This window comes from Haloarcula sp. KBTZ06, assembly GCF_048595605.1.
Classification (GTDB): domain Archaea; phylum Halobacteriota; class Halobacteria; order Halobacteriales; family Haloarculaceae; genus Haloarcula; species Haloarcula hispanica.
In genome coordinates this window covers 601,043-614,930 of sequence record NZ_CP184337.1, presented here as the reverse complement: position 1 = coordinate 614,930, position 13,888 = coordinate 601,043, and the positions used below count along the sequence as shown (strand labels likewise).

Here is a 13,888-nt window from a genome sequence, read left to right as displayed (position 1 = left end):
GGTATGCTGACCGGAGTCAACGTCGTCCTGGGGGTGTCGGGGTCTATCGCGGCCGTCAAGACGGTGGAGCTCGCACACGAACTCCGACGACAGGGGGCGTCCGTCCGGGCCGTGATGACCGACAGCGCGACGGGCATCATCCACCCGTGGGCACTCGAGTTCGCCACGGACAACGAGGTTGTTTCCGAAATCACGGGCAGTGTCGAGCACGTCGACCTCTGCGGGCGCTCGGGCTGGGGGGATGTGCTCTTGCTCGCACCGGCGACGGCAAACACCGTCGGGAAGGTTGCGGGAGCCATCGACGACACACCTGTGACGACGTGTGCGACGACCGCTCTCGGCGCGGACGTGCCGGTCGTCGTCGCGCCGGCGATGCACGAACCGATGTACGACCACCCCGGCGTGCTGGACGCCATCGACCGCGTCGAGTCCTGGGGGGTCGACTTCGTGGACCCGCGGATCGAGGAAGGGAAAGCCAAGATTGCAACGGAGGAGGCCATCGTCACGGCGACTGCACGGGCCGCGGACGACCGGCCGCTTGCAGACGAACACGTCGTCGTGACCGCAGGTGCGACCACGGAGTCAGTCGACCCGGTGCGGACGCTCTCGAACCGCTCATCGGGGCGGACCGGCCGGGCAGTCGCACGGGCCTGTTACGCCCGCGGGGCCGACGTGACGCTCGTCCACGACGGGCCAGACGTGCCGTACGCCACCGTCGAGCAGGTCGAATCAGCCGCGGAGATGACCGAGGCCGTTCGTCGGGTCGCCGACTCGGCCGACGCGCTGGTCTCGGCGGCCGCCATCTCGGATTACACCGTCGAGCAGGCACCGGAGAAAATCAAGAGCGGGCAGGCGGAACTGACGCTGACGCTGCAACCGACGCCGAAGCTCATCGACACCGTTCGGTCGGCCCACCCCGACCTCCCTATCGTCGGGTTCAAGGTCGAAACGGAGGGTGACGACGAGACGCTGATCGAGCGCGCCCGCGAGATACGCGAGCGGGCCGGGCTGACTTTCGTGGTCGCCAACGACGCGAGCGTGATGGGGGCCGACGAGACGCGCGCCCTGCTCGTCGACGCGGACACGGCCACGGAGTACGTCGGGGACAAGGAGGGACTCGGCGCTCGTGTCGCCGACGAAATCGGTGACCATCTGTCCAGTCGTGGCTGACCGCGTAACCGATTACGAAATAGTTTTGCGTGTTCCGTTGCTCCGGTCCGATAACGACAGTACTGCCCGACGAACCGCTATTCGGAGTTTCTAAACAGATACTGTGACTGTACTACCACCCCGTCGCCTGCTCGTGCCAGTAGCCGATTCGGTGACGGTCCGTAACACCGTCGCCTACGCCATTGAACAGGCCGAATCGGCGGCCAGAGAGGGACAGCAACAGGTATCCCTGCATCTCGTCGCCGTCGCAAGCACGCGCGCCGTCGACCCCGACGCGCAGACGGAACTCGGCCAGGCCAAAGACCTGCTCGACCGCATCGAGGTCTGGCTCGACGAGGATCTGGGTGCTGACCCACCGTCGAACCTCGACGTGGAACTGGGCGTCATCGGTGCCGACCGCTACCTGTTCAGCCCCGGCGATTACGCCGACGTCATACTGGCCTACGCCGACGAACACAGCATCGAACGGGTCGTCCTCGATCCGGAGTTCAACCCGGGCGGCACGACGCCGATGCTCCGGCCGCTCGAAGTCGAACTCGTCCGGGGCGATATCGACGTCGAGACCGCACCCGTCGAGCGGCCGGCGCGGTCGACCGCGCTCGCTCGCGCCGCGACGCTCCCGAAGTATCTCACCATTTTCGGGGCGTCGTACCTGTTTTATCTGCTGTTGAGTTCGTACAAACCGCTGGATTTCCTCACTGGCGCGATAACGGCGACTATCGTCACTGCATTGCTTGCGCCGATCGCGTTCAGTCGCCAGCCGTCGCTGACACGGGTTCCGGGGCAGTTCGCCCGGATGGCCCTCTACATCCCGTACCTCCTCAAAGAGATCGCGATTGCGAACCTCGAAATCGCCTACGTCGTCTTGCACCCGTCGCTGCCAATCGACCCCGAGATGGTCGAACTGGAGGCGGCCATCTGGGGAGACGGGCCGGTGACGACGCTGGCAAACAGCATCACGCTGACGCCCGGGACGCTCACCGTCAGCGTCTCCGAACAGGCGTTCGATATCCACTCGCTCACCGGAAGTGCGCGCGAGGACCTGTTCGACGGCGGCCTCGAACGGGCCGTCCGGTTCGTCTTCTACGGCCGGGAGGCCGCAGCGATTCCCTCGCCGCGCGAACGGGGGCAGGGGGACGGCGACGGCACAATCGAGAGCGATATCGACGACCCGGAGGTGGCCGACGATGATTGAGTTCGAGGCGGCGCTGCTGGCGATCGCCAGCGCGTTCGTCCTGTTCGCTATCGTGTCGCTGTACCGCGTGTTCGCGGGGCCGACGGACCACGACAGAGTCATCGCGGTCAACGTGATGGGGACGAACACCGTCATCGCTATCGCGCTCGTCTCCGGCGCGCTCGATAAGCCGCTGTTCCTCGATATCGCGCTCGTGTACGCCCTGTTGAACTTCCTGCTCTCGATAGCGTTCTCGAAGTTCAACGTCGAACACGGGGGTGTGCTATGACGCCGCTGGAGTGGGGGATCGTCGTACTCGCACTGGTCGGTGCGTTCTTCGGTGGCGTCGCCTCGGTCGGCATCGTCAGACTGCCGGACGTGTACACTCGGACGCACGCGGCCTCGAAGAGCGATACGCTGGGTGCCGTCCTCGCTATCGGGGCCGCCGCGCTCGCGATTCAGACCGACCTCGCGACGATCAAAGCCGTCTTCCTGCTGGTGTTTATGTTTCTAACGAACCCCACCGCCGCCCACGCCGTCGCACGGGCGGCACAGGACCAGGGTATCGAGCCGTGGACTGCCGGCGATGAGGAGGGCGAGTCATGACGCTCTCGCTCATCGAGGGAGTGTTGCTGGTGTTCGTATTGTGCTGTGCTATCGGCGCGGCCGTACTCCGTGACGTGCTGGCGTCGCTGATGGCGTTTGCCGCCTACAGCCTCGGCATCTCCATTATCTGGGTGATGCTTGAGGCCCCTGACGTGGGGCTGACCGAAGCGGCTGTCGGGGCCGGCATCATGACGATCCTGTTCATCCTGGCGCTGGCAAACACCGTTCGGCCACAGGAAAACGGCCTGTTCGAGTCGATCAGCGTCCCGACCGTCGTCCTGGTCGGCGCGTTCGTCGTCGTCATGATAGCGACGGTCCCGTCGCTGCCCGCCGTTGGGGCGGAGGGCGCGGCAAACCCCGTCGTCAGCGGCGAGGTAACACAGCACTACATCGACAACGCATACGCGGACACGGAAGTCAAAAACGGTGTGACGGCCGTGCTCGCGGCCTACCGTGGATTCGACACGCTGGGTGAGGCGGTCGTAGTCTTTTCCGCCGGCGTGGCGGCACTGACCGTCCTCAGACAGGAGGTGTTCGCATGAGTAGCGACGAGCGAACCGGACTGTACGTCGAGAGCACGATCATCATGACGACGGTCCGCGTGGTGTCGCCGTTCGTCCTCACCTTCGCCCTGTTCGTGATGTTCCACGGCGCGAACTCCCCCGGCGGGGGATTCCAGGGCGGGGTCATCGCCGGGTCGGTCGTGATGATGCTCGCCTTCGCCTACGGCATCGATGCGGCCCGGGAGTGGCTCGACGTCCGCGTCGTCGCCGCGCTCGCGTCCGGCGGCGTGCTCACGTTCGCAGCAATCGGTCTGGGAACGATGCTCCTGGGCGGGAACTTCCTCGAATACCACCTGTACGAACAGTTCATCTCGCATGTGGTCGCTTACGCCATCGAGCTCGTCGAACTGGCCATCGGTGGTATCGTCGCCAGCGTTGCCATCGGCCTCTTTTTCCTGCTCGCGGCCGGGTTCGGCCACGCCGTCGACTCACCGGAGGATGAGAGCTAATGTTTGAACTGCTGAACTCACACTACAACTACTTCGCGGTGATGCTCCTGCTGGGTATCGGCCTCTACATGCTCATCGAGTCCCAGAACCTCGTGAAGAAGGTCATCGGGATGAACATCTTCCAGACGGGCATCTTCCTGTTTTTCATCACGCTCGCGTTCCGGGCCGGCGGGGATCCGCCGATAATCAAGGAGGGCGGCGGCCCCTACGTGAGCCCGCTGCCACACGTCCTCATCCTGACCGCTATCGTCGTCGGGGTGAGCCTGACCGCCGTGGCGCTGGCGCTTATCATCCGCATCTACACCGAGTACGGGACGCTGGACGAAGATAAACTCAAACAGCTCTACTATGATTGAACAACTCCCTGTGTTACTGGTGGTCCTGCCGATTATCGGCGGCGCGGTGCCGCTGGTCGCCAGCCTCGTGAGCGACCGGGCAGGGTGGCCAGTCGCGACGCTGACGCTCGTCGGCCAGGCCGGTCTGGCCGGCCTGCTGGCGTGGACCGTCAGTACGAGCGGGACCGTTTCCTACGCGGTCGGTGGTTTCGCCGCCCCGTACGGCATCGAACTCGTCGTCGACGGGCTCTCGGGGGCCGTCGCCCTGCTCGTGGCCGTCGTGTCACTGGGCGTGCTCGCGTACGCCCGACAGGCCGGCCCGCACTCGAACGCCTTCTACGGCCTGTACCTGCTGCTGGTCGCCGGCCTGACGGGGATGACCGTCACCGGCGACGTGTTCAATCTCTACGTGTTCCTCGAAATCACGGGGCTTGCAGCGTACGGCCTCGTAGCCAGTGGCCGGGACGCGAGCGCCGCCGTCGCGGCGCTGAAGTACCTCATCATCGGGACCGTCGGGGCCTCGCTGTATCTGCTCGGCGTTGGCTACCTGCTCGCGGCGACGGGGACGCTCAACATGGCCGATCTGGCGAGCAAACTCGGGGAGATGGCGGCCTACGACTCGACGCTCGTCCTGACCGCGTTCGGGCTGATGATCGGCGGGCTGACGGTGAAAGTCGCCCTGTTCCCGCTGCACACCTGGCAGCCAGACGCGTACGCGAACGCGCCGGACACCGTGAGCGCGTTCATCTCGGCGCTCGTCTCGACGGTTTCGGCGTACGCGCTCGCTCGCCTGCTGTTTTCCGTGTTCACCGTTGAGTTCCTGACGGCCGTGCCCGTCGCTCGCTGGGCACTGGTCGGCCTGGCCTGCGTGAGCATCATCGCGGGGAGCGCACTCGCCGTCTCACAGGACAGCGTCCAGCGGATGCTCGCGTACTCTTCGGTGTCGCAGTTCGGCCTCGTCGTCGCCGGATTCGCCATCGCGACCCCGCTGGCCGTCGTCGGCGCGACCGTCCACCTGCTCGGCCACGCAGTGATGAAAGGCGGGCTGTTCGCGGCAACGGGGGTCATCGAGCGTAAGACGGGCGCGACGACGGTGAACGGCTACGCCGGGATGGGGAGCCGCGTCCCGATTTCGGCGTTTTGCTTCGCCGTGCTCTCGCTGGCGATGGTCGGCGTGCCGCCGGCGGTCGGTTTCGTCGGCAAGTGGTACATCGTCCTCGGCGCGGTCAACGCCGAGAACTGGCCCGTCGTGGCCGTGTTACTCGCGAGTACCCTGCTGACGCTCGCGTACTTCGCCCGCCTCGTCGAGCGGCTCTACTTCGCCGAGGCGACCATCCACTCGGAGGAGACACCTGCTGAGGCTCCCGTGACGGACGGGAGCGGACAGGCGGTCTCGTTCGGGATGATCGCCGTCGTCGTCATCGCGGCCGCACTCGCGGTCGCGCTGACCGCAGCCGTACCGGAGTTACAAGCAATGCTTGAGGACACACTTCCACCCCTTCTAAACCAATGACTGATTCGCTACGCCCAATCCTGGCAATCCTCGTCTCGGCGGTGGCCATCCCCGCGATTCTCTCGCTCAAGGGCCGACCAAACGTACGGGAGGGGGTGACCCTATTCGTCGCGTTCGCGAAGTTCGGGATCATTGCGAGCATGGTCCCTGGCGTCCTGAGCGGGACAGAGTACGAGTTCGCAATCGGACAGTTCGCCACTGGAATCGAACTGGCGTTCAGCGTCGACCCGCTCGGGTTGCTGTTTGGCCTGCTCGCGAGTCTGCTGTGGATCGTCACGAGCTTCTACAGCATCGGCTACATGCGCGGGCTGAACGAACACGCCCAGACCCGATACTTCGCCTCCTTCGCCGCCAGCCTCGCGTCGGCTATCGGCGTCGCCTTCGCGTCGAACCTGCTGACGCTGTTCGTCTGTTACGAACTGCTGACGGTGTCGACGTACCCGCTCGTCACCCACGACGAGACAGACGAGGCCCGCGCCGCCGGCCGGAAGTACCTCGCGTACACCTTCGGCGGCGGCGTCGCTGTGCTGGGCGGGACCGTCCTCGTGTTCGTCCTCGCCGGGACGACCGCATTCACGCCCGGTGGCCTCGAAGGCCTCGCGACGGCCGACCCGACGTTAGCGCGGGCGGCCTTCGCCCTGCTTGCGGCCGGTTTCGGCGTCAAGGCCGCACTGATGCCGATGCACTCCTGGCTCCCGGATGCGATGGTCGCGCCGACGCCGGTGTCCGGACTGTTACACGCCGTCGCCGTCGTCAAAAGCGGCGTGTTCGGTATCGCCAGGGTCGTCCTCGACGTGTACGGAACCGGAACGATGGAGCAACTCGGCGTCGGCCTCCCGCTCGCCGCGATTGCGGCCTTTACCCTCCTGACAGCGAGTATCATCGCGCTCAGACAGGACAACCTCAAGCGGCGGCTGGCGTACTCGACGATAAGCCAGCTCTCCTATATCGTACTGGGACTGGGTCTACTCCACGGACAGGCGCTGACCGGCGGCCTGCTCCACATCCCCGCCCACGCGTTCATGAAGCTCACCCTGTTCTTCTGTGCCGGCGCGATCCACGTCGAGACCCACACCGACGACATCAGCGACATGGCCGGCATCGGGAAGCGGATGCCGCTGACGATGGCCGCCTTCGCCGTCGCCGCGGCCGGGATGGCCGGGATTCCGCTGGTCGCCGGGTTCGTCAGCAAGTGGTATCTCGTCATCGGCGCGTTGAGCCTCGATGGCGGGCTCATCTTCGCCGCAGCCTTGCTGGTTTCGGGCGTACTCAACATCGCGTACTTCTGGCCCATCGTCTACCAGGCGTACTTCGAGTCGCCGGAGAGCCACGACGAGAAGCCGCTCATCGGGGGACCACTTGGCGGGCGAGACGAGGTTCGGGCCGACGGCGGTGAGGACCACGAATCGGGCGCTGCCGACGGTCACTCCGACGAGGGCGATGTTCCGGACCCACAGCACGTCGACCATCTCGGCAAGCACCACGAAGAACACGAACACCACGGCGGCCCGCCCGCAGGCGGCTGGGACGACCGCGGCTGGCGCGGCGGCGAGAGTACGTGGTTTATGCTCGGGCCGATACTCACCGCAGCCACGCTGTCGCTCCTGCTGGGGACGGTGCCACACACAGTGATCTTCCTGCAAATCGTCGATGCTATCGTCGAGAATCTCCCGGGGGTGGTCGTCTAATGTCGATGCTGACGGCGGTTCCGCCGGTGGTCATACTGCTCGCGCTGGCAATCGTCGTGTCCCGACTCCCGCGGCGGGCCGGGCACGCCGTCGGTGCGCTCGTCCCGGCGCTGGCGGTGCCATGGGCAGTCGTGGTCCCTGAGGGTGCACACCTCCAGACCCAGTTCCTCGGGTTCGACGCCGTGCTACTGAACGTCGACCCGTTCTCGCGGCTGATGGGCATCATCTTCGGGCTCATCGCCGCGGTCGCCGTGCTCTACTCCTACGCCAGTGAGGCCGACACCACACAGACGGCGTTCGCGCTTTCGTATGTTGCGACGAGCTTCGGGGCCGTGTTCGCCGGCGACTGGCTCACACTCATCTTCTTCTGGGAGCTGATGGCCGTCACCAGCACGCTGCTGGTGTGGCACTACGGCGGCAAGGCAGTCCGGGCCGGCTTCCGGTACGCACTGCTGCACGGCCTGGGCGGCACGCTGTTGATGGCCGCCATCCTCCGGCACTACGTCGAGGTGGAGACGTTCCTGTTCGCGTCGGTGCCGGGCGGCCCGGAGACGGCCGGCATCACGTCCGGGCTGGCCGCCGCGCTGGCCGCGATCGGTATCGGCGTCAACGTCGGCTTCATCGGCCTGCATGCGTGGCTACCCGACACCTATCCGCGCCCGCACATCGCCGCCAGCGTGTTCCTTTGCGTGTTCACCACAAAGACCGGCGTCTACGGGATGTACCGCGCGTTCCCCAACGGCCACGAAGCCATCGCGTACATGGGCGGCGGGATGGCTATCTTCGGCGCGCTGTTCGCACTGTTCCAGAACGACATGCGGCGGCTCCTCTCCTATCACATCCAGTCCCAGGTCGGGTACATGGTCGCCGGCGTCGGTATCGGCTCGCCGCTCGCTCAGGCCGGCGCGTTCGCGCACGTATTCAACCACATCCTCTACAAGGGGCTGCTGTTCATGACCGCCGGTGTCGTCATCTACCGAACCGGTACGGAGAGCCTGAAGAAACTCGGCGGCCTCTGGCGAGAGATGCCTATCACCGCTGGGGCGTTCTCCGTCGCTGCGCTGTCTATCGCCGGCTTCCCCGGCTTCAACGGGTTCGTCAGCAAGGGCATCATCATCTCTGGAAGCCACTACACCTTCGGCAAGGGACCGCTCCCACTCGGTGAGTTCTATACGCTCGAGTGGATGCTGCTGCTGGGCGGCGTCGGCACGTTCATGTCGTTCATCAAGTTCGGCTACTACGCGTTCTTCCACGGCGAATACGACGACAGCGTGCCGGACGCGAACCGCGGCCAAAGCATCGCCATGGTGTCCGTAGCCGCGCTCTGTATCATCTACGGTGTGTACGACACAGCTCTGTTCACCATTCTTCCGTTCGACGTGACGAGCGGGGCCGTCGTCGACCACGTCTACGAGACCTACACCACCCCCCATCTCATCGAAGGAGTCGCGCTCGCTGTCCTCGGACTGGTCGGCTTCGCGGTGACAAAGAAGCCCCTCTCGAAGCTCGGCCGCGTCCCGGACGTCGATTCGCTGTACAACCCCGCCGTCTTCTATGGCTCCCGCGGCCTCGTCGTCGGCGTGACCGAACTGTACGCCGCCGTCGACCGTGCAGTGGTCCGTGCGACGGGCATCATCACGCGAACAGTGACTTCCCCGAACGACGTGGTTGCACGGCTTCGTGACGACGACAGCCTCGCACATCCGATGCGGGCCGGTATCGGACTCAGCATCCTCATCCTCGCAGTCTTCGTTACGGTGGCACTGCTGGCCCTTTCATGACGTTCTAAAAACATCTTCTGTGATAATTGCGAGTTTAATCGGGGATATTTGGGTTCAAACACCCCAGAATAGGTGTTAACAGATGAGGTAATTACAGGCTCTGATAATACAGGTGCAGACTTATATATCTCCATAGCCACGATTCGATAAGCACGGCATAACAGGGGGACCTGTTGATGCGTGCGGACACAACAATGGAACTCAAACGATTCTTCAACGACGACGATGCTGTGTCGCCGGTCATCGGGGTCATCCTGATGGTCGCAATCACGGTCATCCTCGCGGCCGTTATCGCAACATTCGTCCTCGGTCTGGGCGATCAGGTCAGCAACACGGCACCGCAAGCCAGCTTTAGTACGGACTACGATAGTGGAAGCGACCTGGTTTCAGTCACTCACGACGGTGGTGACTCAATCAAGGCAAGCAATCTCTACTTTAGAGGGTCAAACCTTAATCTGGGTTCACAGGACATTACAACCAGCGACGATTCCTGGCCGGCGAGTAGCACGAGCGGGAGCAATTCAAAAGTCGTCGCCGGTGACTCAGTCGACGTGGGCGTGACTAGCGCTGGCGACTACACACTAAATGTTGTGTATCAGTCAGCTACCGGCGACAACTCCGCGACACTGGCGACTGCGTCCGGACCAAACGCATAAGCTCGCGACATATCGTTTTTTCCGGCAGTGAAATCCGTGAGTTTATAACTAATGCACACTCTGAGTTTGGCTGTATTCCCTGCGATGGGTGGTGGGGAACTGGAGAATATGATATGAGTAAGCAGGTAGAACGGTCGGACTCCACGACGGACGAGGACCTTTCCAAAGGCGAGATATTCGACGTCCTGCAGAACGAACGGCGTCGCTACACGTTGCAGTATTTACGGGCACACGACGGGCCAGTACAGCTCGGCGACCTCGCGTCACACGTCGCCGCACAGGAGTACGAGTGCCCGGATACCGAGGTTACGAGCGCGCAACGGAAGCGCGTTTACACCACGTTACAGCAGTCCCATCTCCCGCGGATGGACGAAACGGGTATCATCGACTACGACGATGAAAACGGGACGATCTCCAAGACTGCACACACGGAGGAACTCACCGTCTATCTCGAAATCGTGCCGGGAAGCGAGTTCCCCTGGCGCGAGTATTACCTCTCGTTCGGCGCGGTCAGTCTGGCAATCGTGACGATCCTCTGGGTCGGCGTCTATCCGTTCACGGCAATTCCGCCGCTGGTCTGGGCCACGCTGATCGCGGTCGTACTCAGCGTCTCGGCGGGCTATCACACTTACGCCGGTCGTGAGATGACACTGACCGAGTATGTGGCACAGGAAGCCGAATCGGACGACTGACACACCCAGTTTGTTTCACGGCTTGCGCTGTTTCGTTTGTCTCAGTTACCGCTGAACTATCCACGCACCGCCTATCGAATTTCGGCGGTACAGCCAGCCTTGAAGGCTTTCAAGGCAACGTTGAACGGCTAAAACGTGTTGTGAGTATAAGTGGGCACATCTCATGTGGTTGAGTCAGCACACCCCGCGAGCCGGTAAGGAAATCCTTCGATGTATAGGGGGTTCCTACTCGGGTCACACTCGCGGTGTGCGTCGAACAAACCATGGATATCAAACAACTCATCCACGACGACGACGCAGTGTCGCCGGTCATCGGGGTCATCCTGATGGTCGCAATCACGGTCATTCTGGCCGCAGTAATCGCCTCCTTTGTGCTTGGTCTCGGTGACCAGGCGCAGCAGGCCACGCCGCAGGCTAGTTTCAGTTTTGAGTATGACGCAAGTGCAGGTTCAAATTCCGATTCTGGCCTCCTAACGGTCTCGCATGATGGTGGCGATACTATTGAGGCAGGCAGTCTGTATATCCGAGGAGAGAACATGGTGACAGACTCAGACCTCTCAACTGAAGGCTTAGACTCCAGCCCGGATCAGGCAGACTACGATGCCGATGATGAGGCATGGTCCAGTACGTCGGCTTACGGCGCCAAGGATAGCGAGGTTTCAGCCGGCTCGACTCTGGATGTTGGTGTGTATAGCAACTACGATGTTAATGTCGTCTATGAACCGCCTGAAGGCGATTCGTCTGCAACGCTGGGTTCCGACAGCGGACCTGACGCATAACTGCGTCTCTATTCTTGTTTTATCAGGGTACCAAGCTACAGCACTTTCTCCACGATACTTTTATTGCCAGATATCTAGTGACTGGTAACAATGGAAAGAACGCGGGCTGTTGTCACCAGTGTGATAGCCTTTATACTCGGCGTCACACTGCTTTCCGGCCCGCTGGTCCCCGGCGTCACGCTGGCATCCGAGCCAGAGTCGGTCGCACTCGAATCTGGCAATGTCACGGTTTCCACAGTTGAAATGCCGGACGAAGTAACGATTGAGAAAGGGTCCTACGGCGCGGCAAGCTACTACCTCGATGCACCGCCGGTCCGCATACAGTTCGCGAATCGGACCGGGCGGCCGACACTCGTCTACGAACTCACAATCGAGGAACTGGGGTACACGCGGACGACGAATCACTTCCTGGACGACTCAACCGGTGATACCTACGACCTGACGCTGGCCTCGGACACGTTCACTGACGGGGAGATAGAGCGCGAACAGTACAACGGAACAGTGACCGTGAGCAAGCGCGACGGGGCGGGCCACGGCGTAGTGGCGACGCGCAACGTCACGATATCGGTGGTCGAATGACGGCGACGGAGTTCGTCGGGCGTCTCCGACAGCGGACGCCCGCGCTGTCGAACACCCGCGAGACGGCATACTCGGTGCTGTTCGGCGACCGGCTCGGCCTGACTGTGTTTCTCGCGACGGTCGTGCTGTTCGGGCTACTGTGGCGGACGGCATTCCTGATAAACGATTCCTACACGCTGGCTAACGGGTTGTACAGCCTCTCGAACGGACAGCTAGCGATGACCGAGGCGGCCTACGGCCCCGGACTCGATACGCCGGGGGCGAGCAGGTACGGCGGCCAGTGGTACGCGCGCAACTACGGTGTCATCGTGCTCTCGTTGCCGGCCGTGTTCGTGCTCGACATGCTCACCGCTGTCGTCGAACTCCGGATTGCACTGGTCGCGCTCTGGTCGCTCGCGCTGCTGGCACTGGTGGTCCAGTGCAGTCACTACACCGACGGCGACTGGGTCCTCTACAGCGGTACCGTTGCCGTGCTGGGACTGTTCGGACTGAACGTCGCGCTGGCACAGCCACTCGACGCCGGCCGAACCCATCTGTACGCGCTGCAACTGACGCATCTCCTCATCGCGGCGTTTACGCCGGTGGTTTTCTATCGGCTTCTCAGTCGGATGCACACACGCCGGCTGGGGCTCCTGAGCGCCGTGGTGCTCACAGCCGGGACACCGCTGGCCTTCTGGGCGACGGTGCCAAAGCGCCACGCTGTCACCGGGACGGTGGTCGTCTGCATCGCGTACTGCCTCTATCGGAGCCGCGAGCCAGCAGACGGGGCAGTTATCACGCAGCGACAGACGTTCCGTTCGCTGGCCTACGCACTTGTGGGACTGTACGCGTGGGTCCACGCTCCGGAAGCGCTCCTGCTCTGTGTCGCCCTGGCACTGGTCGATATCCCGACAGCCCCGGACAACAGCCCACGAACGCTTGCTCGTATCGGCATCGTCTTCGCCCTCTCCCTGCTGCCGTTCATCCTCACTAATATCGCCATCTCCGGATCGCCGATCAAACCCCCGAGGTTGATCTCCGGTGGCGGCTCCCTCGGGGGAGACGGAACAGGCGGCACGAGCGGTGGTGGCGGCAGTGGCGGGTCCGGTGGATTGCTCACGCCGCTGGCACCCCTGCTCGGAACCCTCGAAAGCGGGATGCGGCCACTGCTGCTGCTTGGCGGCGAACTCGTTTCGGGACTCAAAACGCTCCAGCAGCAACCAGATGACGTGTACCACGCGTTCGTGCGGTCGGGAAGCGCGGACGGTGCGCTCGATAACACCGGTGAGGAATCCGTCAATCTCTCGCTGCTCGAATCTGCGCCGGTACTCGTTGCTATGCTCGGCGCGCTTCCAGTCCTCCGACGGCTGCGTTTGCCCTCGTCGATGGCCGACCGAACGCTCAGCGCCGACCGTGTCGTGGACGCGTTCGCCATAACGGCGTTCGTCGGCGTCGTCCTGCTGTACAACAGCCGCTTGCCGCTGCACGCGCAGGTGACTGCCCGGTATCTGTTCCCGCTCTATCCGCTCGGCGTGTATCTGTTCGTGCGGCTCCCAGCGGTACGCGGGAGCCTCGCGGACCACTGGGACGTGTTCCTCTGGACAGTTGCGGGGACAGTGTTGATCGGCGGGCAGGTGACCGTAGTGTTCGTCGCGCTGACGGTGAACGGCATCGGCGAAGCGTTCCAGTTGCACGCGCTGCTCGCGCTTGGAATCGCTATTCCACTCGGTATCTGGGCACTGTGTGGTCGCTCCGAAGACCGAGCCGGGCAGGCCGGTGCAGTGCTTCTCGGTGCCGCAACGGGCGTTGCGACGGTGTTTCTACTCCTGACCACCGTCGAGTACTACGCACTGGGTGATTCGCACCTCCTGCCGATGATGCGAGCGCTCGGTGAGTTGCTGGCACTCTACTGAGTCGGTGACGG

15 protein-coding genes are annotated in these 13,888 nt (G+C 63.4%); all 15 read left to right on the top strand.

Annotated elements, in window-relative coordinates; all coding sequences use genetic code 11:
* Positions 1-3: 3 nt before the first annotated feature.
* The 15 genes from coaBC to ACNO8S_RS03250 all read left to right on the top strand — a co-directional run bounded on the left by coaBC (position 4) and on the right by ACNO8S_RS03250 (position 13,877).
* Positions 4-1,170 carry a bifunctional phosphopantothenoylcysteine decarboxylase/phosphopantothenate--cysteine ligase CoaBC gene (coaBC, locus tag ACNO8S_RS03320; RefSeq protein ID WP_050037638.1) on the top strand — a complete coding sequence of 389 codons (1,167 nt, stop codon included), beginning with the start codon at positions 4-6 and terminating at the stop codon, positions 1,168-1,170.
* A gap of 151 nt (positions 1,171-1,321) precedes the next feature.
* Complete coding sequence (locus tag ACNO8S_RS03315) at positions 1,322-2,365, top strand: monovalent cation/H+ antiporter subunit E (RefSeq protein ID WP_044952163.1); 1,044 nt, start codon at positions 1,322-1,324, stop codon at positions 2,363-2,365.
* Positions 2,358-2,633 (top strand): cation:proton antiporter, encoded by a 276-nt coding sequence (locus ACNO8S_RS03310; RefSeq protein ID WP_005535719.1) that lies wholly within the window; start codon positions 2,358-2,360, stop codon positions 2,631-2,633. Before ACNO8S_RS03315 ends, ACNO8S_RS03310 begins: the two co-directional genes overlap by 8 nt.
* Complete coding sequence (mnhG, locus tag ACNO8S_RS03305) at positions 2,630-2,950, top strand: monovalent cation/H(+) antiporter subunit G (RefSeq protein ID WP_008310505.1); 321 nt, start codon at positions 2,630-2,632, stop codon at positions 2,948-2,950. The genes ACNO8S_RS03310 and mnhG overlap by 4 nt, the downstream gene beginning before the upstream one ends.
* The gene (locus tag ACNO8S_RS03300; RefSeq protein ID WP_050037637.1) at positions 2,947-3,492 is read left to right on the top strand and encodes a DUF4040 domain-containing protein; all 546 of its coding nucleotides are present in this window, start codon (positions 2,947-2,949) and stop codon (positions 3,490-3,492) included. The genes mnhG and ACNO8S_RS03300 overlap by 4 nt, the downstream gene beginning before the upstream one ends.
* Positions 3,489-3,962 carry a Na(+)/H(+) antiporter subunit B gene (locus ACNO8S_RS03295; protein WP_050037636.1) on the top strand — a complete coding sequence of 158 codons (474 nt, stop codon included), beginning with the start codon at positions 3,489-3,491 and terminating at the stop codon, positions 3,960-3,962. Before ACNO8S_RS03300 ends, ACNO8S_RS03295 begins: the two co-directional genes overlap by 4 nt.
* Positions 3,962-4,318: a cation:proton antiporter subunit C gene (locus ACNO8S_RS03290; protein WP_014039689.1), complete on the top strand. Its 357-nt coding sequence runs from the start codon at positions 3,962-3,964 to the stop codon at positions 4,316-4,318. The genes ACNO8S_RS03295 and ACNO8S_RS03290 overlap by 1 nt, the downstream gene beginning before the upstream one ends.
* Positions 4,311-5,810 carry a monovalent cation/H+ antiporter subunit D family protein gene (locus tag ACNO8S_RS03285; RefSeq protein ID WP_058990880.1) on the top strand — a complete coding sequence of 500 codons (1,500 nt, stop codon included), beginning with the start codon at positions 4,311-4,313 and terminating at the stop codon, positions 5,808-5,810. The genes ACNO8S_RS03290 and ACNO8S_RS03285 overlap by 8 nt, the downstream gene beginning before the upstream one ends.
* On the top strand, positions 5,807-7,498 hold the full coding sequence (locus ACNO8S_RS03280) for a cation:proton antiporter (protein ID WP_420182476.1): 1,692 nt from the start codon (positions 5,807-5,809) through the stop codon (positions 7,496-7,498). Before ACNO8S_RS03285 ends, ACNO8S_RS03280 begins: the two co-directional genes overlap by 4 nt.
* Positions 7,498-9,279: a Na(+)/H(+) antiporter subunit D gene (locus ACNO8S_RS03275; RefSeq protein WP_420182475.1), complete on the top strand. Its 1,782-nt coding sequence runs from the start codon at positions 7,498-7,500 to the stop codon at positions 9,277-9,279. Before ACNO8S_RS03280 ends, ACNO8S_RS03275 begins: the two co-directional genes overlap by 1 nt.
* A 194-nt stretch (positions 9,280-9,473) precedes the next feature.
* Positions 9,474-9,935 (top strand): type IV pilin N-terminal domain-containing protein, encoded by a 462-nt coding sequence (locus ACNO8S_RS03270; RefSeq protein ID WP_050007431.1) that lies wholly within the window; start codon positions 9,474-9,476, stop codon positions 9,933-9,935.
* A gap of 113 nt (positions 9,936-10,048) precedes the next feature.
* Positions 10,049-10,627 carry a DUF7344 domain-containing protein gene (locus ACNO8S_RS03265; RefSeq protein WP_420182474.1) on the top strand — a complete coding sequence of 193 codons (579 nt, stop codon included), beginning with the start codon at positions 10,049-10,051 and terminating at the stop codon, positions 10,625-10,627.
* 263 nt (positions 10,628-10,890) lie between these two features.
* Complete coding sequence (locus tag ACNO8S_RS03260; RefSeq protein WP_129755131.1) at positions 10,891-11,406, top strand: type IV pilin; 516 nt, start codon at positions 10,891-10,893, stop codon at positions 11,404-11,406.
* A 90-nt stretch (positions 11,407-11,496) separates the two neighbouring features.
* A complete protein-coding gene (locus ACNO8S_RS03255; RefSeq protein ID WP_420182473.1) occupies positions 11,497-11,985 on the top strand; it encodes a hypothetical protein in 489 nt (162 codons plus the stop codon).
* On the top strand, positions 11,982-13,877 hold the full coding sequence (locus ACNO8S_RS03250; protein WP_420182472.1) for a hypothetical protein: 1,896 nt from the start codon (positions 11,982-11,984) through the stop codon (positions 13,875-13,877). The genes ACNO8S_RS03255 and ACNO8S_RS03250 overlap by 4 nt, the downstream gene beginning before the upstream one ends.
* Positions 13,878-13,888: the final 11 nt, after the last annotated feature.